This is a genomic window from Pseudoalteromonas sp. 13-15, from assembly GCF_001468205.2.
GTDB classification, from domain to species: Bacteria; Pseudomonadota; Gammaproteobacteria; order Enterobacterales; family Alteromonadaceae; genus Pseudoalteromonas; species Pseudoalteromonas marina.
Genome location: NZ_CP019163.1, coordinates 17,311 through 38,749 on the forward strand (window position 1 = coordinate 17,311; position 21,439 = coordinate 38,749).

Sequence of the window (21,439 nt, forward strand, 5' to 3'; positions counted from 1 at the left end):
GCCTGGGTCTCACATTACCCGAAAGGGGTTTAAATAGTCATTAAGATGGATGTATTATCCATACAAGGGTTTTCAAGTTGGACTTGAAAAAGCTTGCTCGGTTCTACTTCGTTTCACATTTTAGCAAGCTATTACTCGGCGCTTTAAACGGCGTTAGGAACAACTAGAGGTTAGAGATGAAATTAACATTCGTATATATAATTCTAGCTCTTTCGTTTGGTATTTTATCCGTCGTGAGTGTTCCAAGAAGTGGATGTTATGGCGCAGTATGTAGTGACTTTCAATCTGTTGGTGTTATTACATTCATATTTTTTGGTTTAGCTTTATTGTTTTCTATTTTAAGCCTGTTGCGTTTATTAAAAAAAGTTAAACTCAACCAGTTGCATAAATATGATAGTAAAGACCTAAATAACTTTGATGGATAAGTTGTACCTAAAAAGTGACTATTAAAAAATTAACAAGACATCCATTCTAAATTTTGCACTTTAAACGGGTTAAAACAACAATGTCGCCCACGCAAATATTTTACAGCAATAAACGGTTAAAAATAAAATAAGCAAAACCGCAAAGCCAAATAGAACGTATTTTACTTATACACTCTATTTTTAGGTTATATTATGAAATATCTCAAATACCTTTTCTTACTCGTATTCAGCGTGTTTTCGAATGCTAGTGAAAGTATTCCATTGAATGACTTATCCAGTTTACGATGGGAAAATCGCCTGATTATATTAAATAAACCTACAAATACTGATCACGCATTAAGCCTTATGAAAAACAGTTCAGAAGGGATTAATGACCGACACATAGTTTGGTTTATTTTGAAAGAAAGTGAGGCTTTAACTAACTACTCTGGTCGGTTATCCGAGTCGTTCATGTCAAATGTTAGGCAGCAATATCAACTCAAAAACAATACCGTTACTTTAATAGGAAAAGATGGGGGCATTAAATCTCAAGGAAGCACCATTGATGTTAAAGCACTTTATTCAATTATAGATGCCATGTATATGCGACAGCGAGAAGTACAACTAAAAAATTAAAAATGGGTGCCATTTAAAAATAAAAGCTGTGGGCTTGTTAAAGCATTGGGTTTAATTAAGTACTTTCACTAATAATACCGTCTAATGCTAAACTACAAAAAATTAATTACTTAATACAGCTATGGCATTTTACCTTTCCTTATTACAGCCTCACTTTAAACATATTGAAATAGGTGCAACACTTACTTCGCTTTGGAGCGGGTGTGGCAGTATTATTGAGTGCAGGCTTGATAATGTGCCTTGTGTTATTAAGGCGATTAGAATACCCAGCCACATAAACCATCCAAAAATTAAGCAAAGCGAATTTGCATTAAAAAGAAAGCAGCAGTCTTATAATGTTGAATATAACTTTTATAAGCATTACAGCCAGCATTTACCTAAAACAGCAAACAGTATTGAATGTGTGAATGCTATTAATTGTGGCGATGAGTATGCGCTGGTGTTTAAAAATTTTACTCAGTTTGGGTTTACGCAAGCCAGCTCGTTGCATATAAAGCCAATATTAAAGTGGCTTGCTCACTTTCATGCGTTTAATTTAAATAAGCAACATGATGATTTGTGGGAGCAAGGGTGTTATTGGCATTTAAATACCCGGCCAGATGAATTTAACGCGCTTGTATCAAACTCTAATAATCAGTTTGATATAAAAGTAGTTGCTAAAAAATTAGCTTATCAGTTAGAACACGCTAGATATAAAACGTTACTACATGGCGATGCTAAAGTGGCCAATTTTGCCGTTAATTCAAATAATGAGATACGTGGTTACGACTTTCAGTACACAGGCGCTGGCGCTGGTATAGTTGACGCTATGTATTTTATGACGAGCTGCTATAGCTGTGAAGAATTACATGCTCATGCAACAAGCGAACTTACCTATTATTTTTATGAGTTAGAACATGCACTCACTCAGTATCAACCTAATATACCTGCTCAAGCGGTAATAAAGGAATGGAAGGCGTTGTGGCCTGCTGCTTGGGCTGATTTTTATCGCTTTTTAGCCGGCTGGAGCCCGGAGCATTATAAAATAAATAGTTATATGCATGACCAAGTTGTTAGTTGGTTTGAAACCAACAGCTGAACTTTTACAATTGTGTTGTGCATAAATATCAAACAAACACATATATTTGCGCACAATGTATGAGAATTGATTTAAAACTACAGGTCAAATGATCATTTTTAATATAAAATATCGCTAATTATTGTCTAAGTAGGTTTTCATCATGGCTATTCACGTTATTACTCATCCACTTGTTCAACATAAATTAGGTTTAATGCGCGCTTTCGGCATTAGCACTAAAAGCTTTCGTGAGCTGTGCTCAGAAGTTGGCACATTATTAACGTACGAAGCAACGAAAAATATTCCCCTTGAAGACAATGAAATAACCAGTTGGGACGGCAACAAACTTAACGTACAGCATATTAAAGGCAAAAAAATTACAGTGGTGCCTATCTTACGTGCAGGTTTAGGTATGATGGATGGTGTTATGCAGTTGTTGCCTGCGGCTAAAGTGAGTGTAGTTGGCCTTCAACGCAACGAAGAAACGCTTGAGCCAATTCCTTATTTTGAGAAGTTGGTTGGTAACATTGAACAACGTCTTAGCTTGGTTATTGACCCGATGCTTGCAACAGGTGGCTCGATGATTGCCACAATAGACATGTTAAAAAAAGCGGGCTGTAAAGAAATCAAAGTTATAGTGTTAGTTGCAGCCCCTGAAGGGGTAGAAAAAACGTTAGCAGCTCACCCTGATGTAGAAATATTTACCGCAGCGGTAGATAGCCACTTAAACGAGAAAGGATATATAGTGCCTGGTTTAGGTGATGCGGGTGATAAAATATTTGGTACGGTGTAGTCGTCATTAATTAGCGTTAATTGTGTTTCGCGTTATGGGCAACGCAATCATTAAAGAGGCTTTCTGAGGAAGGCCTTTTTCGTGTTTGTTTATTACTTTATAACTGCAAAAAGCAATGTTTAAATTTAGGAGTGTGTAGTGAAAAGTAACGCAACGTTTTCAATTAAAACAATTTTAACCGGCGCACAAATGCTATTTGTTGCATTTGGTGCATTGGTATTGGTGCCGTTATTAACGGGGCTTGATCCTAGTGTGGCGCTATTTACTGCAGGTGTTGGCACATTACTATTTCAATTAGTGACTAAAGGGCAGGTACCAATATTTTTAGCCTCTTCGTTTGCGTTTATAGCACCCATTATTGCAGGTGTACAAATGTGGGGCGTACCCGCTACGATGGGTGGGTTAATGGCCGCTGGCGTTGCTTATATGCTGTTAGGTTTGTTAGTTAAATTTAAAGGTGTGGCGACTCTTCATAAAATTTTACCACCGGTTGTTGTTGGCCCCGTTATTATGGTGATAGGTTTAGCGCTTGCGCCTGTTGCAGTTAATATGGCAATGGGTAAAACAGGTGATGGCAGCGTTCAGCTTATTGATTACAACAGTGCTATTTTAATTTCCATGTTTTCACTTGTGGTAACGCTTATTTTTGCCGTGTGGGGTAAAGGAGTATTTAAGTTAATTCCTATATTGGCAGGCGTAATATCGGGCTATGGTTTATCGCTTGCGTTGGGGGTAGTACAGTTTGATGCGGTAAGTAATGCACATTGGTTTGCTATTCCAAACTTTACACTGCCAGAGTTTAAATGGCAGGCTATTTTGTTTATGGTGCCTGTGGCCATTGCGCCAGCTATTGAGCATATAGGCGATATGATGGCTATAAGCCAAGTGACTAAAAAAGACTTTTTAAAAAAGCCAGGTCTGCACCGTACTTTGTTTGGTGATGGATTAGCAACATCTGCGGCGTCGTTATTTGGAGGCCCGCCAAACACGACGTATTCAGAGGTGACTGGCGCGGTAATGTTAACTAAAAACTTTAATCCAAAAGTAATGATGTGGACCGCTATTATTGCTATTGCTCTGGCGTTTATTGCAAAAATGGGGGCTGGGTTACAAACCATACCGGTGCCTGTGATGGGCGGTATTATGATTTTATTATTTGGTTCGATTGCGGTCGTTGGACTCAATACGTTGGTTAAGTCGGGTGACGATTTAACAGCGCCTCGTAACTTAAGTATTGTTGCCCTTATTTTAGTGTGTGGCATTGGCGGTATGCACATAGGTAGCAGTCAATTTAGTTTAGAGGGCGTTAGCTTGTGTGCCGTTTTAGGTATAGTGCTTAATTTAGTACTCCCCAAAGTAGAGCAACCCGCTGCTTAACTTTGAACATTAGTTAAAATATTTGCACCAATTTGGCGCGTTTTAAACGCGCCTTTTTTATAACCTATTAAAAAGGTTATAAAAATAATGTTGGTCTAGTCCCTGCATTTAGTACTCTGAACACTATGTATTTAAGGAGTTACTATGTCAGAGGCCAATATTGTGGATATAACCCCGTTTTTAGCAAAGCATCAACTGCCTTTAAAGTATCAATATTTAAGTGAGCAGTACTTTGTACCTCTTGCGCATGACATTCTCGAATCAAAAAAATCATCAACTCCTCTTTTTGTTGGCATTAATGGTTGCCAAGGCTCCGGCAAAACAACCCTTGCAGACTTTTTAGTCACGTGGTTTAGCAACAATACGTCGTTAAATACGGTCGCTTTATCAATCGACGATTTTTATCTAGGTAAAGAAAGCCGTAAGCAACTAGCTCAAGACGTACATCCTTTATTTGTAACACGTGGCGTACCCGGTACACACGATACCGACCTGATGAATAAAACAATTACTCAGTTATTAGCCGGTGAGGTGGGAGTAGCATTACCGCGTTTTAACAAACACCAAGACGACTGCGTTGCAGAGCAAGATTGGGTTAAAAATGTAGCGCCTGTTGATATTGTGTTTTTAGAAGGGTGGTGTGTAGGAAGCGAGCCACAGCCGCTATTTTCACTAAGCGAGCCACTGAATGAATTAGAACAATTAAATGATAAAGAAGGTGTGTGGCGTCGTTGTATAAATAGCTGCTTAGCAAACGAATATAAATCTATTTTTAATAAAATAGATTATAAAATTATGCTCAAAGCGCCTAGCTTTTCAGATGTTTTTACGTGGCGAAAAGAGCAAGAACAAAAGCTAATAGCGAAAAGTGGTGTTGGTACAGGCACGATGACAGACGAGCAGTTAGTTTATTTTATTTCTCATTTTGAGCGTATAACGCGTGAAAACTTAAATACATTGAGTCGTAAAGCAAACGCACTCATTGAGCTTGATAGCAATCGAGACATAGTAAGCATGCACTTAACAAGTGATGATACCTTACAGCCTATTATTTTTACTGACTTAGACGGTACTTTACTCGACCATACAGATTACAACACAAGCAATGTAAGCGAGCTACTTCAGCAGTTACAAAGCGCACACATTCCTGTGGTATTTAATACCAGCAAAACATTTTGCGAAGTGGTTGAAATAAAAAACGAGTTAAACATTCAGCAACCTTTTATTGTTGAAAATGGCGCAGCAGTATTTATACCGCAAAATTATTTTGAGCTTAAGCCAATAGGCTGTAAAGAAGTAGCAGGTTATTGGTGTTACGCTTTAGCGTCTCCGCTATCAAGCTTGTTAAGTGATTTAGACTCATTAGATGCACAATACAAAGCACACTATAAATTATTTAGTGAGTTAAGCAGCGAGCAAATAAGCGAGCTTACCGGATTAAACAATGCGCAAGCTAGGCGCGCTCAAACACGCGATTACTCCGATCCTTTGTACTGGTATGGCAGTGACGAATTACTCAATACCTTTGTAAATGACGTAACAGCACTTGGCTACGAAATAAAGATAGGTGGCCGATTTATCCATATTGCTAAAAATACAGATAAAAGCGCTGCGCAGCAGTGGTTAGTTAAACAATTTACTCAACATTTTAGAAAGCCTCTCACAGTAATAGCCCTAGGTGATAGCGACAACGATAAGCAGATGTTAGAACACGCTGATATCGCCATCATCATCAATAACCCAAGCAGTAAAAAGCCGGTTAAATTATCGCATAACAAGGCACGTTATTCTCAATCGCCCGCGCCGCAGGGCTGGGTTGAAGAAATAACAACATTGCCAAGCATTAGCAGCATTTTAAATACTATTGAGGAGCAAAAATCACATGGCTGATTTTTATCAAAATGGCATTATCACGACTTTACATAATATTGCAGATAGACCGATTGAAGCACTAGAAGAAGAGCTAATAAGCTTTAGTAAACAACGCCCTATGGGGCTAATTCTGCCTTCTTTATTTAGTGAGTTAGAAGGTCCGGCACTACAAAATATAATAAAAGAGTTAAGAGAAGTGCCGTACTTGTCGCAAATAACAATTGGCTTAGATAGAGCCGATGAGCAGCAATACCGCCATGCACTTGGTTTTTTTAAAGAGTTAAACCAAAATCACAAAGTGTTGTGGAACGACGGCCCACGTTTGCAAGCACTTGATAAAGAGCTTCAAGAATTAGGCGTTGCACCAAGAGAGCTGGGTAAAGGGCGTAACGTTTGGTATTGCATGGGTTATAAGCTTGCAACCGCCGAGGTTGAGTCTATAGCGCTTCATGACTGCGATATTTTAACCTATGACAGAAGCTTACTTGCACGTCTTATTTATCCGGTTGCACACCCTCGTTTTAACTACGAGTTTTGTAAAGGATTTTACCCGCGTACAGCCAACGGCAAAATTAATGGGCGCGTATCGCGTTTATTAGTCACACCTTTGTTGCGCTCATTTAAAACCATTTTAGGTAATACAGACTACCTTGAATATATGGATTCGTTTAGATACCCATTAGCGGGTGAGTTTTCGTTTAGGCGCGACGTATTAAACGATATTCGTATTCCAAGTGACTGGGGGCTTGAAATAGGCGTATTAAGTGAAATGTATCGAAACTATTCGCATAACCGTTTATGCCAAGTAGATATTGCCGATAACTACGATCACAAACATCAAGCGTTGTCGCTTGACGATCAAAGTGCCGGTTTGTCTAAAATGTCGATTGATATTACCAAGGCATTATTTAGAAAACTCGCTACCCAAGGGGTGACATTTACTAGCGAAACAATTCGTTCATTAAAAGCAACGTACTACCGAATTGGCTTAGATTTTATTGAAACCTACCACAATGATGCGCTTATGAACGGACTAACACTGGATGTTCACCAAGAAGAAAAAGCCGTAGAAATGTTTGCACAAAACATTATGGAAGCAGGCCAACACTTTTTAGATAACCCAATGGAAGCGCCATTTGTACCAAGTTGGAACCGAGTGGTATCGGCTATGCCTGATGTATTTGAACGTTTAAAAGAGGCGGTAGAGCTCGATAACGAAGAATACAGTTAAGTTAAAAAAATAAATATAAAAACGGTTAAAGGAGTCGCGTGTGAGTACAGTGAATGAATTATTTTTACAGCGAGTAGAGCAGCACCTACACATTATTTACCAAGATGTTGAGCTGCCTATATCGATAGCAGAGTTTGCACAGCAACTCATTAAAATTATTTTAGGTGACAGTCCACTTCGCGACCCAACTCCACACACTAACCGATGGGATGAGCAAGACATTGTACTGATTGCTTATGGTGATTCGATTATTAAGCACGACGACACTGAGTTTGCGGTAGCAAACCCAATCGAAGCACCACTAAAAACCTTGCATCGATTTATAAAAGAGCAGTGCGATATGCAAATTAACGCCCTGCATATTTTACCTTTTTACCCGTATAGCTCTGACGAGGGGTTTGCGGTGATGAACTACGTGCAAGTCAACGAGTCGTTAGGTGATTGGGAAGACATAAAACGCATTGCTAAAGATGTAAAGCTAATGGCTGACTTAGTTATTAACCATTGCTCTAGCCGAAGTGTTTGGTTTGAAAATTTTTTAAATGATTTACACCCCGGCAAAGATTACTTTAAAACTGCAAGCTTAAGCGATGATTTAAGCCAAGTTGTTCGTCCGCGCACATCGTCTTTACTCAATACAGTAACAACTCCCAGTGGTGAAAAGCATGTATGGTGTACGTTTAGCCATGATCAAGTTGACTTTGATTTTGCAAACCCGGAAGTTTTGAAAGAGTTTGTAGGCATTATTCGTCATTATTTAGATAACGGTGTGAGGCTTTTTAGGCTCGATGCAGTGGCGTTTTTGTGGAAACAACTTAATACAAGTTGTATTAACCTGCCACAAACCCACGAAGCCGTTAGGCTAATGCGCACACTTATTGAGCATGTTGAGCCAAGTGTGGTGATCATCACTGAGACAAATATACCAAACCAAGAAAACCTGTCGTATTTTGGTAATGCCAATGAAGCGCATGCTATTTATAACTTTGCTTTACCTCCGTTACTACTGCATACCTTATTAAGTGGTGATAGTTCGGCACTCAAGCATTGGATGATGAGCATGCCACCTGCGCAAAACGGTACCGCATACTTTAATTTTATTGCGTCTCATGATGGTATAGGGCTTCGTCCAATTGAGGGATTATTGCAGCCAACTGAAGTGGCGTCGCTGGTCAGTACAACCATGCAATTTGGTGGTCGCGTTTCAATGCGAACCAGTAACGATGGCACCCATACACCATATGAGTTAAATATTGCGTTATTTGATGCAATGCAAGGAACACATAATGGGCCTGACAAATTTGGCTTTGAGCGTTTTATGTGCGCGCATGCCATTATGTTCGCGCTTGAGGGGATACCTGGCTTATATATTCATAGTTTACTTGCCACCACCAACGATTATGAACGTTTTGAAAACTCGCAACACAACAGGGCAATTAATCGTCATCGTTGGCAAGAATCAAAACTGTTAGCCGCAATTGGCGAAAAATACAGCCATCATCACAAAGTGTTCACTTCAATTAAAAACTTATTAGGTGTGCGCAAAAAACAACGTGCATTCCATCCTAATGCCACTCAGTTTACGTTACATCTTTCTGGTGGATTATTTGGCTTTTGGCGCCAGAGTATAGACCGCAGACAAAGTATTTTTTGTGTATTTAATATTAGCGATAAACCGCAAACACTTTTATTGGCTGACTTAAACTTAATTAATACTCAGCAGTGGTTTGACTTAGTGTCAGGAAAAACAATAGAGGAAGGGCAGTTAACGATTGAACTTGAACCGTATCAATGTGTTTGGCTAAGTAATATAAAATAACAAATAGGCCGGGCAAGCGTTGCCTGGCCTATTATTCACTTTAAATTAAAGCTTGTAAGAAAAGCTTACATAACCAAAGCGGCCAATGTTATCGTAGCTTGCGCTACCGGCGCCTGTACCGCGTGTACCGTATGGTAGTTCACGGTTAAATAGGTTATCTACACCTACTTTAACGCCAACACCGCTATCGAAGTTGTAACCTACAGTCATATCGGTAATAAAGTATTTACCGTAGCTCATGTTGCTATTAGGGTTTGAGTTTTGAGCAAGTTCAACATTTGTATAAAGGTCTACTTCGTCAATAAAGCGTGTTTCAACAGTGCTGAAAAAGCGGTCAATTGAGTAGCTTACAGATAGATTTGCTTGCCATTTAGCTTCGCCAGAAGTACCTGCTGCTTCAATAAAGTTGCTTGGATCATCTTGGAAAGGGTAGTCTTTTCGTTCAATTAAGTAAGTACCAATTAAACGTGTTTTAAAGCTACCTTCTAGGGCTTCAAAATCGTAGCCTAGTTCGAAATCAACACCTGATGCTTTTTGACCCGCCACGTTTAATACAGAGTTTTGGATTAACGAAATTTCGCTGTTTGCATCGCGCGTAATTAAATTACAGTACTGGTTGTTGATGCCAGTTGTGCTGTCTACACAGCGGTCAAGAATATCTTGCGCGCTGATTGTATCAATGGCATCTTCAAGTTCAATTTCCCAGTAATCGATAGTTAATACTGCGTTGTCAATAAACTCTGGTTGGTAAACAATACCTACCGTTGTACTTGATGACTCTTCACCTTTTACGTCACGGTTACCGCTTGTTAAGCCATTTAAAGACGCTGAATCGTAGTCTGAGTTAAAATCGGTTGCTACACCTAATGCGGCACAGTTAGCGCGGCGGGTCGTGCTGTTTGACAAGTCATTTAGGTTTTCAGCACGACATGGATCGTCAACACTGTAGAAAGTTTGGCTAGGTGCGCCAAAAACTTCACCAATATTAGGCGCTCTAAGGGCAGCAGATTGCGTTACACGCACGCGTAGCTCGTCGTTTACTGTCCAATCAAGGCCTAGTTTCCAGCTAGTTGCTTCGCCAATAGTACTGTAATCGGCATGGCGTACCGCGGTATCAAACACTAAGTCTTGAATAAGCGGTAAATCAGTTAAGATAGGCATTGAAGCTTCAAAAAACACTTCACGCACGTTAAACGAGCCTTTATCTTCGCCTAGTGCGTTAAAAAATGTACCTTCTGCGTTATCTGGCTCGTTCGTTTCGCTTTCTTCTTTACGATACTCTGCGCCAAAAGCAATACCTACATAACCGGCTGGTAGCTCAAAAATAGCGCCGTTTGCAAGCGAAGCTGATACAACAGTTTGCTCAATGGTGGAGTCGCCAATAGACACTGTGTTTATGTAATCAATGGCTTGTTGGGTTGGTGCGCCAAAGCCCATAATATTAACAGGTACACAGCCATCAGCTTGCGCCTCTGCGCTACGACACACAATATTACCATTTGCATCTTCAACGGCATCAAGCGCATTAAAGTAGTTTGCTAAAATCATATTAGCGCCATTTTCGCGCTCTAATTCTGTTTTACCGTATACGATTGATGTATCTAGTTCCCAATCTTCAAATACAGTGCCTTGTAAGCCTGTAACAAAACGGGTTGTTTCACGGGTGTTGTTTTCAACGCGGCGGCCTAAGTCAGTCATCATGCGGTTAACCATGATTGACTCAACACCTTCTTCTTCCATACGCGCTTTAATGCTTGGGTCTAGGTATGGGTTATCTAGCTTAATGCTGTTGTCGCTGTCAAAAAAGAAAAACGCAGGTTGGCCTATGCTTTCGCCTTGGCTATTTACATATTTAGCGTCGAAGTAAGCATTTAAATCATCAGTCACATCGTAGTTAACTTTAAAGTTTACGTTGTAACGTTCAAACTCAGGTTGAATTTCTTCAAACTGACCTAGGTTAAAAAAGTCACAGTTAGCACATGAAAGGCCGTCAACATTGTCACCAATGTATAAATCGCGAGCGGTACTATCTGGGTTGAAGCTATTTGTGTAACCATTTTCTAATGCATAAACACCTGCGTTGTTGATCGCGTAGTAACCAGCGTTAGGAGTTAGTATTTTGTCTGGAAAGTCTGCGCTGTCTTTGTTTTCATCGGTTTGTGCCTGATTACGAAGGCTTCTGAACGATGTGCTAGTCCATGGGTGGTCTAGGGCATTTAACGACTCTTGTGAAGAATACTCTACTGCAAAAGCTGCATTACCACGATCATCATTAAAGTTTGAACCGTATGAAAAAGTCGCTTTTTTGTTGTTATAGCTATTTAGGTCGGCAAAGCCACGGGTTAGGCTTACATCTAAACCTTCAATATTATCTTTTAAAATAAAGTTAACTACACCCGTTACGGCGTCAGCACCATATACAGCAGAGGCGCCACCAGTAATAATTTCAACACGTTCAATCCATACGCTTGGAATTGTATTAGTGTCAACTGATTGAGAGCCCGCAGAGCTTGATACGTGACGTTTACCGTTTACAAGTACAAGTGTGCGGTCTGTTCCCATATTACGTAAATCAAGGATGTTTAAACCTGCAGTACCTATAAAACGACCAGAGTTAGCCATTGAATAAGTGCTACCCAGTGCAGGAAGGTTATTTAATGCTTCACCAATATTAACAGCGCCACTATTTACAAGTTGATCGCCACTGATTACGGTTACGGGTGCCGGTGCAATTGCGCCTTCACGCAATATGCGTGAGCCTGTTACTTCAACGCGTTCTATTTTTTTTGCTACTTGCTCATCTTGAGCTAATACTGTGCTACTCGCTGTTGCAGCAGCGGTTAGTAGTGCACATTTAATGCTGTTAGAAATTAAAGAATAATGTTTCATGAGTTCCCTAATGGGTGTTTGTTATGAAAAAATGCTTAACAAAATTGGCATAGTTAAATAGCAACATTGTCATCACATTTGGCTAAAGAACTAACGATTATTACACGCTCGTAAATAAGATTAAACCCTCTGAAAGCCTCTATATTGTTGTGTTAAGGTTTGAAATTAATTTTATTTATAGTGTTTTAAGTTGTTAGTTTTGTTTAAATTATGATGACAATAAGATGGGGTTTTTCTTGGTTGTTTACCTTTTTTGGCCACGTTGTTTACATTGAGTTATTAATATTAAAATTGGCGCGGTATTTTTGATCTATTTGCTGTTTATTTGACTCGTCAAAATGATAGTTAAATTGCAGATGTAATTAACAGGTGTGTTTGTTAATTGTGCTATTAAGTTACTTAAATGTATATTTTTGCTGATTTAGCGAGCGGGGCGTTCAATGGTGTTATTAAAATAAATGTTTAAATTGAGTAAATTTCATCATCTTTATTAAATGTGTCGTTATTCATTTGTTGATCTAGATATATTCAATGTTAGTAAGATAGGTAGTTATTTGATTTTAACTTAATGATGACTATTACCAATAATAAGTTGTAAACCCCCTTTACAGCATATAAAGAGTGATTGCTGATTCGTTACTTTATTCTGTTTACTTGATACAATTTGTATTATCAGTTTTATTAGGGCTTTTCATGAAATACACTTACCTCATTATTGTCATTTTATTTAGCTCGCTCAGTTATGCCAGCGAGACTATTGATCTAGAATTAAACATGAAAAACACAGGGCTTGCTTATAAAAAAGCGGTACAAGCTAGCCAGTTAACAGAGTTTAATACCGCAATTGATGAATTTATTAAGCTGGTGGAAGTAAGCAAAACGGCAAAGTTTTACAAGAAGCCCGAACAGTCGGTTAAGGGGCTTGATAAAGTGCTTACACAAGCAAGGCTTGCAAAAAAAGCGGCTAATCAGCAAGGGCTTACTGCTGCTAAAGTACCGCTTAAACGCATTGATGATTTACGAAAAAAATATCATAAACTACATGAGCCACCAGGCTTTTTTGAATTATTGTTTGGAAAGTAAGGAATAGTTATGGAAATTTCGGTTTCATTATTAGAAGGCCAAAAGCAAAGTGCTAAATTTGGTGATTTGGAAGTCATTAGCGATCAGAGTATTTCGGCTGGTGGTGGTGCAGAGCACCCAGAACCATTTGACTACTTTTTAGTGAGTATGGTTTTGTGTGCAGGGTTTTATGCGCGAAAATTTTGTGAGCAACGTGACATTTCTACAGAAGGTATGACACTTACACAAAACAACGAAAATGTAGATGAAAATGGTAAAAAGTTATTTTCAATCGAAATTAATTTGCCTGATGGTTTTCCTCAAAAGTATAAAAAAGCTTTAATTGCGGCAGTAAATACATGTACTGTTAAAAAAGTAATTCAAGCTGTGCCTGAGTTTTCTGTTGTTGTAAAATAAATCCACCAATATGTAGGTAACTTTAACGAGTTACCTCTTTCATTTTAATACCCTTGCCTTGCCGCTCACCCTAAAATACGACGTTTTTAGATAGCTATAAACACAACAATTACGAGTTGTAATTTGGTGTGTTTTTTATTGGTTTTTCAATATGTGATGCTTTTATAAGCACTCTTGGTGGCTATTTAAACAAATAAATCAAAAAGTAATCACTTAGTTCAAAAATACTGGCTATTCATGTTTAGGCTGTTATAACTATAAACACAACAATAAAAATAGTTAAACATATTTACAGTAGATACTGAGGTATTTTATGAGCGACGCAATACAACAAGAACAAATAGATCAAGGGGTAATGGAGACCTTAAAAGAGCGCGACCATAGTGCCTTAGCACAGCAAGTTAACCATCTTGGCTGCGATAATAACGACATTATTGAGCTACTAGCTCATTATATGGCGTTGAGCGAGCAAGAAAATGATGAATTATTTGATGACTGGTACGATAATCTATCAAAAGACCAACATACTGTTTTAAAAGTATTTGAGGTATATAGAGGCCAATACGAACATCAAAATTAAATCTTTATTTAATTAATAGCTTGTATTGGTTGTGTACTAAGATTTATTGATAAAGATTATACGGCGGTTAATTTGAGTAAGAGTTAATACAAGTTAGCTTTTAACATTTTGTCGATAACATTACTTATATTACAGATAAAGGCGTGCTTTAAAGTGCTAAATTCAGAATCGATAAAAACGAGAAACAATGTAAAGGTAATTGGTAGCGGCTCTAAAACATTGCTATTTGGACATGGATTTGGATGTGACCAAAACATGTGGCGTTTTTTAACTCCTTATTTAGAAAAGCAGTTTAAAATTGTACTGTTTGATTATGTGGGTTCAGGTAATTCAGACATATCTCAATACAATAAACAACGATACAAAAAACTAGAAGGTTATGCCTTAGATGTAATAGAGGTGTGCACAGAGTTAAATTTATCGGATGTCGTATTTGTTGGCCATTCAGTAAGTGGAATGATAGGCGCGCTTGCGGCAGTTGAAAGGCCTGATTTAATTAGTAAATTAATTATGGTGTGTCCTTCTCCTTGCTTCTTAAATTTCCCGCCAGATTACCAAGGCGGGTTCGACAAAGAAGACCTGCAAGAATTATTAAGCTTAATGGATAAAAATTATATTGGTTGGGCTGACTATTTAGCACCACTGGTTATAGGTAATACTAACTCAGCTGAGTTGATTGGGGAGCTTTCAGGTAGTTTTTGTTCAACTGATCCTGTCATAGCCAAAAATTTTGCAGAGGCGACCTTTTTTTCTGACTATCGTTTTTTACTCACAAAAATTATACAACCTACACTCATTTTACAAAGCGAAGATGATGCACTCGCTGATGTTTCTGTTGGCCAGTACATTGAAAAGGAAATACAATCGAGTTCACTTGTTGTTATAAGTGCACAAGGCCATTGCTTGCAAATGACTCACCCAGAGGTTGTAAGTCAATCTATTACTGATTACGTAAAGCAATAAGCGTGAAATCCATTAAAACAGAAAACAAAAAAGCATCTTATTCAGCTGACTGTTTTCTCAGTGGTGCCTTGATCACAGATTCTAAAAATACGATTATTTATGTAAATAGCTATTTTGAAGAGCACCTTTATTGGAAAAGTGATGAACTAGTGGGTCAAAACATAAATAAAATTTTGACCAAATCATCAAGAATATTTTTTCAAAGTTATCTTATTCCTACCTTGCTTCACGAAAAAACATCCGAAGAAATGCAGCTAATTATTTTTAATGGACAAGGGAGAAAAACCCCCATGACTATTAATGCTCAAATAAATGAAGAGGGGAAGGTTTTTTGGAGCCTTTTTAATTCATCAAAGCAGGATCAACTTTATGATGAGCTAATTAAAACACGAGAAAAACTAGAAGAGCAGGCTGAAGAATTAAAGTCATTAGCTTCTACTGATGAGCTAACTAATTTGTTAAACAGAAGAGAAATGAATTACCGCAGTACTTTACTGTTAGAACAATCGTTAAGATCAAAGCAGTCTGTAGCCTTGCTTGTTATAGATATAGATAATTTTAAATTAATTAATGATACTTTTGGCCACTTAGAAGGCGATCGTGTTTTAAAAGAGCTTGGGCAAGCACTAAAAAGTTTTGGACGACAAACCGATTTAATTTCCCGCTATGGTGGTGAAGAATTTTTAATCATGCTACCAGACACAGATAAAAAAGGGGCCTTACTATTTTGTAATAGATTGCATGCCATTATTGCGGACATATTAGTCGATAATAAGCCTGTGACTGTGAGTATAGGTATGACCATAAGTAATACAATAAACACATTTATAGATTTATTTACACAAGCAGACAACGCTGTTTACCAAGCAAAATCGCTTGGTAAAAATAGAACTCAGCTGTTTGAGAACGATAACAATTTTTAATGATTAGTATCGTTGTTGCATGTATTGTTGAGGAGTGAATTGCTAGGTTGCCAAATTCTATCCCATATTTTATCAATATCATTAAAGCTAGGACGTTGACTTATTTTGTCAAAATTACTGGCTGTGACTCCCTCTGAATTTATTTCACCTACTTGAAAATTAAACACATACTGACATTCCATTCCCATGCGCAAGTCTGACAAAATCACTTTGTTTTGCTGCTCTCTTACTGAATAGAACCCTTTTGTAAACCATTGCAAGCGTTTTACACCCCATTCATTTTTAATGTTATTTAATAGCGAGGGATTTGTAGAATATGCACTAAGTGTTACCTCGTCGGGTTCATCAAATACAGAGGCATAGCCTTCATAGTACTTCTCGTCAGACATAACAACGACTCGCCAAAGCAATGTGGTAAGTGGGGCTGGTGTGCTTATATACTTCTCATGCGTAATATTTTTGTTGTTTAGCGCCGTTTTTACTTTGTCATCAATCATGACTTTCAATGCAAAAGACATACATAAATAAAGTGAGCTTAATCCAAGCGCAATACTATTAATTTTGTAGGCGGTGTTTGATGATACTTTAGGAAGTAACGTACACACCACTCCTAGCAATAATGGAAGTGTATAAAGGGGATCAATTATAAACATATTTGATAACGCAAAAGGGTGCTCAGTAAACGGCCACATTAATTGGGTGCCATATACGGTAAAACTATCTAGCAATGCGTGGGTTGACAAGCACAAAAACACTAACCAAAACCATCTCACTTTGTAAGTTTGCATACCTGAGTGTAATTTTAATATAAGCCATACGATAAGTGGGCTTATTAATAAATGGATAAAGAAGGAATGGCTAAAACCGCGATGATAAGTAAATGACTCTACAGGGCCGCCATAAGGTAAAAAAACATCTAAGTCGGGCAAGGTGCCAAGCGCTGCACCCCAAAATACCGCTTTACGACCAATTTTATTGCCTAGCACGGCGTAGCCTACAGCACTACCCAAAGCAACCTGTGTTAACGAGTCCATATCAATCCTTTATTAATTATAAGTCTGTTTATACTGATTAAAAGCGTAAAAAGGCCACTTATAATGCAAGCTTTGGTTTTATAAAATCTAAAAATGCAACAATGCGAGACGACACCGCACTGTTTTTGTAATAAACGGCTTGTATATCTTCTCGGTGGTTTGGTGTTTTAATACTATTTGGTAAAACATTGACTAACCTGCCAGCTTTTAAGTCGTTTCCAATCATAAAATGCGAGAGTAAAGCAATGCCTTGGTTTGCTATACATAGTTGTCTAATTGTTTCGCCGCTGCTTGCTGTGATTTCAAACGAAAGCTTTGAGGGTATGTTAAGAGGCCAGTTATTGAGCGCGGGTGAGTCGGTAAAGCCGATAAGTTTATGTTGGCCCAAATCGCTTGCTTGAGTAAGTTCAGGTGCTTTTTTCAAATACTCAGGGCTTGCGACCAAATGCAATTTACTGGCCCCCAACTTTTTTGCATACAGGTTTGAATCTTTTAAATCACCAATACGTATGGCTAAGTCAGTTTTATGCTCTAGTAAATCAATAATGCTATCGTGGGAGGTTATATCAAGCGTAATGTGGGGGTATTGCATATTAAATTCAGCAATCAAAGGTACCAATTGGTGCAGTACAAAAGGACTCGCTGCATCAATACGTAACTTTCCACTGGGCGACTGTTTTAACAGTTTGATTGCCTCTTCGCCGGTTTGTAAGGTGTTTAAGCCATCACGAGCATATTTAATAAAGGTATGGCCCTCTTCGGTTAGCTCTAATCGGCGAGTGGTCCTGTTTAGTAACGTACATTGTAACGTATTTTCAAGACGAGACACGGCACGCGACACTTTTGCTACTTGCTGATCAAGCAAATTAGCGGCTGCTGAAAAACTCCCGCTATCTACTACCGTTAAAAACATTTCTAAGTCTTCGGTTTTTGCATGCTGAGCCATATTTTAGCACCTTACTTTTGCATTTTTTACAAAAGTATTTTGTCACTAATGCTATTTTTTGCAAACACATTTTTAGTCAAACTGTAATTCTTAACTAATAATGAGGATTTAATTATGCCATTGGCTTTGTGGGCGCTAACCTTAAGCGCATTTGCAATAGGAACAACCGAGTTTGTAATAGTGGGATTAGTGCCTACTATTGCAAACGATTTAGGCGTAAGCCTACCTTCAGCGGGTTTGCTAGTGAGTTTATATGCGGTAGGTGTGGCTATTGGTGCACCGGTACTTACTGCACTCACCGGGAAATGGAATCGTAAAATTGTACTTATAAGCTTAATGGGCTTATTTGTGCTGGGGAACTTATTAGCATGGCAAGCGCCAAGTTATGAAACATTAATACTTGCGCGTATTTTAACAGGCTTAGCCCATGGGGTATTTTTCTCAATTGGTTCTATGATTGCCACAAGCTTAGTAAGTAAAGATAAAGAGGCCAGCGCTATTGCAATTATGTTTACGGGACTCACGGTTGCACTTGTAACAGGAGTGCCATTAGGAACGTGGATAGGTCAGCATTTTGGCTGGCGTGCAACATTTTTAGTGGTATCAGTGTTGGGCTTAATTGCTTTGGTAGGAAGTGCTATTTTGGTACCCAAAAACTTGAAGCAGTCTATCCCTGCAACCTTTAAAGAACAGCTTCAGGTTATTGTTAAACCGCGCTTATTACTCGTATATTTAATGACTATTTTAGGTTATGGCGGCACGTTTACAGCATTTACTTATTTAGCGCCGATTTTAGAGCAGGAAACTGGCTTTGCACCCTCAGCTATTGGCTTAATTATGCTGGTTTATGGTGCATCTGTAGCGGTAGGCAATATTTGGGGTGGAAAACTTGCGGATAAACGCGGCCCAATAAGTGCACTCAGTATTATATTTAGTGCTCTTAGCATTATTTTATTGGCACTTACATTTACCATGGATAATAAAGTAGCTGCCGTACTTACAATTTTAGTTTGGGGCGCCTTTGCGTTTGGTAACGTGCCAGGCTTACAGCTTTACGTTGTAAAACAAGCACAAAAACATACACCTAATGCTGTGGATGTTGCATCTGGATTAAATATAGCCGCTTTTAATATTGGTATTGCACTTGGCTCAATCATTGGTGGAAGCGTAGTGGAAAGTATGACTCTGCGAGACACAGCATGGATAGGCGCCGTCATTTCTGTATTGGCACTTATAGTGACTCGTTACAGTGGCTTGCTTGATAAGCGTGAAATTCAGCGAGCATAAAGTGTAAACTTTGTATCATTAAACCCTTGAAACGCATTTTTATAACCTCATAGCTACTGTGAGGTTATTTTTTGAGAAAGTAAAAGGTGTATTTTTTAACGCTATTCAATAGCTGTATTTTAAACCAACGTATAAGGATAGATTCATGACACAACGTGTAATTGAAATGCCGAATTTAGGTGTTGGAACATTTCGTTTAGAAGGCGATACTGCATACAACTCGGTAAAAATGGCATTAGATGTCGGGTTTCGCCATATAGACACAGCGCAAATTTATGGTAACGAAGAGCAAGTAGGCCAAGCCATTAAAGATAGTAACATTCCTCGCAGCGAAATATTTTTAACGACCAAAGTGTGGAATAACAAACTCAATAAAACTGATTTTATTGCAAGCGTAGAAAAGTCTTTAGAAAAGCTGCAAGTAGACTCCGTTGATTTATTGCTTATTCATTGGCCTGCGCCATCAAACGATGAGCCAATGAGTGAGTACCTAACTGAGCTTTTAAAAGCTAAACAGCTTGGTTTAACAAAACATATTGGCGTGTCTAATTTCACTATTGCAAACTTAAACGAAGCAATGCAAACGCTAGACTCGCGTGAAATATTTACTAACCAAGTTGAGGTACATCCGTACTTAACCAATACAAAATTACGTGCGTTTTGCGCTCAGCACGGTATACACGTAACGGCTTATATGCCGTTTGTGGTCGGTAAAGTACTAAAAGATGAAACGATTCTTGATATAGCGAATAAGCATAACGCTTCACCTGCGCAAATTGTAATTGCTTGGGAAAACGCAAATGATATGACTACTATTCCATCGTCAACTAAGCGTAAAAACTTGGAAGATAACTTTAACGACCATGTTAAGTTAGACGATGAAGACATTGCCCGTATTGATGCACTTGATTGTGGCGACCGACAAGCAACGCCTGATTTTGCGCCACAGTGGGATCAGTAATAAAATACGCAACACGATATTAGGTGTAGCAAAGCTGCACCTTTATTTTTAAAAGGACTCCGTATGTTAACGGTAATTGCCACAATCGCGAGCAAAAATATTGACGCAGAGGTTGTATTAACCGCGCTCGAAAATCTACAAAAGTACTCACGGCAAGAAGTAGGCTGTCTACGTTATGAGCTATCGGTTAAGAATGATGCGCAGCAAACGACTTATTTGGTGACTGAGCAGTGGGCATTAGATGAGCACTTTGAATCGCACAAAAACGAGCCACATTTTAAAGCTTTTGGAACACAAGTTACCGGGCTTCTAACAAGCAGTAATATTGACGTGTACAACACCATTGGCTAGTAAAAAGCACTCTTATTAGTTAGTTAGTAAAATACAGTGGCGACGTAAACTTATATCGCCATTTGCGTTACTCTGTATTTTAAACCCCAAGCTTGTATAAATCTCAGCCGTATTTATATTTATTTAATCGATAAATCGTACTTTAAAATAAGTGCATCTATGTAACGGGCACGCAATGTGTGTTGTTTTTCGTGATCAGCCCCGTGCCCTAATGCTTTATTGAGCAGTTTCATCGCGGGGTGAAGCTGCGTACGCTCTTGTTGGTTTAAACTTCCTTTAGTGCGCAATTCAGTAATATCGTCTACTAGCAAGCGGCCTATATCCACACAGACTATTTCGTCAATTAACCCGTTTTGTGTCAGTACACCGTATTTGCTGCATAAAAACTGTTGCCACACTTGCTGTAAATGCTCGTCTATTTCGCAGCCAAATAATTCTTCATTAAAATTAAAGCCTTGCTGAGCAAGTTTGCTCAGGCTTGCTGTGTACTGCTGCGCAAAGTAATTAAAGGCATTGCTTGAGGATTCAATTTTTTGTTTTATTAGCCCTTGCCCCCAATTTACACAACCTCGCGGGTAATAATCATCGTACTCTTCACATTCATACAAACCAGAATACGAGCTGCAACTTAACTGGCTTTTTATACAATAACTTGGTTTAGGAAAAATACTTTGCTGCTGCCATGTATCTAGTTGCTCGGCGTCAATATTTAAAGCATGGCAAAGCTCATCGGTGGTATAAAAATGAGTGGCTAAGTAGTCAGATAAACGCATAAAGGCTCGCTTAAAGTTAAAAATACAAACACTGTTTAAATGTACAGTATTTGTATTTTGTATT

At 38.5% G+C, this 21,439-nt stretch carries 20 protein-coding genes; 16 read left to right on the forward strand and 4 right to left on the reverse strand.

The window, feature by feature from the left end; genetic code table 11:
• Nucleotides 1-176: 176 nt before the first annotated feature.
• The 8 genes from ATS72_RS15615 to ATS72_RS15650 all read left to right on the forward strand — a co-directional run bounded on the left by ATS72_RS15615 (nucleotide 177) and on the right by ATS72_RS15650 (nucleotide 9,189).
• Nucleotides 177-425, forward strand: a complete 249-nt coding sequence (locus tag ATS72_RS15615) for a hypothetical protein (protein ID WP_058429186.1) — start codon at nucleotides 177-179, stop codon at nucleotides 423-425.
• 192 nt (nucleotides 426-617) lie between these two features.
• Entirely contained in the window at nucleotides 618-1,040 is a 423-nt protein-coding gene (locus tag ATS72_RS15620; RefSeq protein WP_058429187.1) for a DUF4174 domain-containing protein, read from the forward strand.
• A gap of 121 nt (nucleotides 1,041-1,161) precedes the next feature.
• Nucleotides 1,162-2,118: a kinase gene (locus ATS72_RS15625; RefSeq protein ID WP_058429188.1), complete on the forward strand. Its 957-nt coding sequence runs from the start codon at nucleotides 1,162-1,164 to the stop codon at nucleotides 2,116-2,118.
• 142 nt (nucleotides 2,119-2,260) lie between these two features.
• A complete protein-coding gene (gene upp / locus ATS72_RS15630) occupies nucleotides 2,261-2,890 on the forward strand; it encodes a uracil phosphoribosyltransferase (protein ID WP_006791732.1) in 630 nt (209 codons plus the stop codon).
• Between the two features lie 138 nt (nucleotides 2,891-3,028).
• Nucleotides 3,029-4,267 (forward strand): uracil-xanthine permease family protein, encoded by a 1,239-nt coding sequence (locus ATS72_RS15635; protein WP_010556280.1) that lies wholly within the window; start codon nucleotides 3,029-3,031, stop codon nucleotides 4,265-4,267.
• Nucleotides 4,268-4,411: 144 nt separating this feature from the next.
• A complete protein-coding gene (locus tag ATS72_RS15640; RefSeq protein WP_058429189.1) occupies nucleotides 4,412-6,157 on the forward strand; it encodes an HAD-IIB family hydrolase in 1,746 nt (581 codons plus the stop codon).
• Complete coding sequence (locus ATS72_RS15645; protein WP_006791735.1) at nucleotides 6,150-7,370, forward strand: hypothetical protein; 1,221 nt, start codon at nucleotides 6,150-6,152, stop codon at nucleotides 7,368-7,370. The genes ATS72_RS15640 and ATS72_RS15645 overlap by 8 nt, the downstream gene beginning before the upstream one ends.
• 40 nt (nucleotides 7,371-7,410) lie before the next feature.
• Nucleotides 7,411-9,189: a sugar phosphorylase gene (locus tag ATS72_RS15650; RefSeq protein WP_010556278.1), complete on the forward strand. Its 1,779-nt coding sequence runs from the start codon at nucleotides 7,411-7,413 to the stop codon at nucleotides 9,187-9,189.
• Between the two features lie 45 nt (nucleotides 9,190-9,234).
• Here ATS72_RS15650 and ATS72_RS15655 read toward each other — a convergent pair whose 3' ends face one another.
• Nucleotides 9,235-12,078, reverse strand: a complete 2,844-nt coding sequence (locus ATS72_RS15655) for a TonB-dependent receptor domain-containing protein (RefSeq protein WP_058429190.1) — start codon at nucleotides 12,076-12,078, stop codon at nucleotides 9,235-9,237.
• A gap of 693 nt (nucleotides 12,079-12,771) precedes the next feature.
• Between ATS72_RS15655 and ATS72_RS15660 the strand changes: the two genes are divergently transcribed.
• The 5 genes from ATS72_RS15660 (at nucleotide 12,772) to ATS72_RS15680 (ending at nucleotide 16,023) form a co-directional block, all read left to right on the forward strand.
• On the forward strand, nucleotides 12,772-13,161 hold the full coding sequence (locus ATS72_RS15660; RefSeq protein ID WP_008127943.1) for a cytochrome b562: 390 nt from the start codon (nucleotides 12,772-12,774) through the stop codon (nucleotides 13,159-13,161).
• 9 nt (nucleotides 13,162-13,170) lie between these two features.
• Nucleotides 13,171-13,557 (forward strand): OsmC family protein, encoded by a 387-nt coding sequence (locus ATS72_RS15665; RefSeq protein WP_008127939.1) that lies wholly within the window; start codon nucleotides 13,171-13,173, stop codon nucleotides 13,555-13,557.
• Between the two features lie 313 nt (nucleotides 13,558-13,870).
• Nucleotides 13,871-14,137, forward strand: a complete 267-nt coding sequence (locus tag ATS72_RS15670; RefSeq protein ID WP_058429191.1) for a hypothetical protein — start codon at nucleotides 13,871-13,873, stop codon at nucleotides 14,135-14,137.
• A 153-nt stretch (nucleotides 14,138-14,290) separates the two neighbouring features.
• Nucleotides 14,291-15,100, forward strand: coding sequence for an alpha/beta fold hydrolase (locus tag ATS72_RS15675; protein ID WP_058429192.1), 810 nt, complete (start codon nucleotides 14,291-14,293; stop codon nucleotides 15,098-15,100).
• Nucleotides 15,101-15,102: 2 nt separating this feature from the next.
• Complete coding sequence (locus ATS72_RS15680) at nucleotides 15,103-16,023, forward strand: diguanylate cyclase (RefSeq protein WP_058429193.1); 921 nt, start codon at nucleotides 15,103-15,105, stop codon at nucleotides 16,021-16,023.
• On the opposite strand, the gene ATS72_RS15685 is transcribed toward ATS72_RS15680, so the two are convergent.
• Entirely contained in the window at nucleotides 16,020-17,057 is a 1,038-nt protein-coding gene (locus tag ATS72_RS15685; protein WP_058429194.1) for a metal-dependent hydrolase, read from the reverse strand. The genes ATS72_RS15680 and ATS72_RS15685 overlap by 4 nt on opposite strands.
• Nucleotides 17,058-17,115: 58 nt before the next feature.
• Nucleotides 17,116-18,003 (reverse strand): LysR family transcriptional regulator, encoded by an 888-nt coding sequence (locus tag ATS72_RS15690; protein ID WP_058429195.1) that lies wholly within the window; start codon nucleotides 18,001-18,003, stop codon nucleotides 17,116-17,118.
• A gap of 114 nt (nucleotides 18,004-18,117) precedes the next feature.
• Here ATS72_RS15690 and ATS72_RS15695 point away from each other — a divergent pair, with 114 nt between their 5' ends.
• The 3 genes from ATS72_RS15695 to ATS72_RS15705 all read left to right on the forward strand — a co-directional run bounded on the left by ATS72_RS15695 (nucleotide 18,118) and on the right by ATS72_RS15705 (nucleotide 20,602).
• A complete protein-coding gene (locus ATS72_RS15695; protein ID WP_039037448.1) occupies nucleotides 18,118-19,290 on the forward strand; it encodes an MFS transporter in 1,173 nt (390 codons plus the stop codon).
• A gap of 145 nt (nucleotides 19,291-19,435) precedes the next feature.
• Nucleotides 19,436-20,251, forward strand: a complete 816-nt coding sequence (dkgB, locus tag ATS72_RS15700) for a 2,5-didehydrogluconate reductase DkgB (RefSeq protein WP_008127928.1) — start codon at nucleotides 19,436-19,438, stop codon at nucleotides 20,249-20,251.
• A 63-nt stretch (nucleotides 20,252-20,314) separates the two neighbouring features.
• The gene (locus tag ATS72_RS15705) at nucleotides 20,315-20,602 is read left to right on the forward strand and encodes a putative quinol monooxygenase (protein ID WP_058429196.1); all 288 of its coding nucleotides are present in this window, start codon (nucleotides 20,315-20,317) and stop codon (nucleotides 20,600-20,602) included.
• Between the two features lie 119 nt (nucleotides 20,603-20,721).
• Here ATS72_RS15705 and ATS72_RS15710 read toward each other — a convergent pair whose 3' ends face one another.
• On the reverse strand, nucleotides 20,722-21,375 hold the full coding sequence (locus tag ATS72_RS15710; RefSeq protein ID WP_008127925.1) for a DUF6058 family natural product biosynthesis protein: 654 nt from the start codon (nucleotides 21,373-21,375) through the stop codon (nucleotides 20,722-20,724).
• Between the last annotated feature and the right edge of the window lie 64 nt (nucleotides 21,376-21,439).

Excerpts from the sequence above, each read along its gene's own strand:
- ATS72_RS15695 (WP_039037448.1), top strand. The coding sequence starts at position 18,118 with ATGCCATTGGCTTTGTGGGCGCTAACCTTAAGCGCATTTGCAATAGGA.
- ATS72_RS15625 (WP_058429188.1), top strand. The coding sequence starts at position 1,162 with ATGGCATTTTACCTTTCCTTATTACAGCCTCACTTTAAACATATTGAA.
- dkgB (WP_008127928.1), top strand. The coding sequence starts at position 19,436 with ATGACACAACGTGTAATTGAAATGCCGAATTTAGGTGTTGGAACATTT.
- ATS72_RS15690 (WP_058429195.1), bottom strand. The coding sequence starts at position 18,003 with ATGGCTCAGCATGCAAAAACCGAAGACTTAGAAATGTTTTTAACGGTA.
- ATS72_RS15655 (WP_058429190.1), bottom strand. The coding sequence starts at position 12,078 with ATGAAACATTATTCTTTAATTTCTAACAGCATTAAATGTGCACTACTA.
- ATS72_RS15665 (WP_008127939.1), top strand. The coding sequence starts at position 13,171 with ATGGAAATTTCGGTTTCATTATTAGAAGGCCAAAAGCAAAGTGCTAAA.
- ATS72_RS15660 (WP_008127943.1), top strand. The coding sequence starts at position 12,772 with ATGAAATACACTTACCTCATTATTGTCATTTTATTTAGCTCGCTCAGT.
- ATS72_RS15640 (WP_058429189.1), top strand. The coding sequence starts at position 4,412 with ATGTCAGAGGCCAATATTGTGGATATAACCCCGTTTTTAGCAAAGCAT.
- ATS72_RS15645 (WP_006791735.1), top strand. The coding sequence starts at position 6,150 with ATGGCTGATTTTTATCAAAATGGCATTATCACGACTTTACATAATATT.
- ATS72_RS15685 (WP_058429194.1), bottom strand. The coding sequence starts at position 17,057 with ATGGACTCGTTAACACAGGTTGCTTTGGGTAGTGCTGTAGGCTACGCC.
- ATS72_RS15620 (WP_058429187.1), top strand. The coding sequence starts at position 618 with ATGAAATATCTCAAATACCTTTTCTTACTCGTATTCAGCGTGTTTTCG.
- ATS72_RS15670 (WP_058429191.1), top strand. The coding sequence starts at position 13,871 with ATGAGCGACGCAATACAACAAGAACAAATAGATCAAGGGGTAATGGAG.
- ATS72_RS15705 (WP_058429196.1), top strand. The coding sequence starts at position 20,315 with ATGTTAACGGTAATTGCCACAATCGCGAGCAAAAATATTGACGCAGAG.
- ATS72_RS15710 (WP_008127925.1), bottom strand. The coding sequence starts at position 21,375 with ATGCGTTTATCTGACTACTTAGCCACTCATTTTTATACCACCGATGAG.
- upp (WP_006791732.1), top strand. The coding sequence starts at position 2,261 with ATGGCTATTCACGTTATTACTCATCCACTTGTTCAACATAAATTAGGT.
- ATS72_RS15615 (WP_058429186.1), top strand. The coding sequence starts at position 177 with ATGAAATTAACATTCGTATATATAATTCTAGCTCTTTCGTTTGGTATT.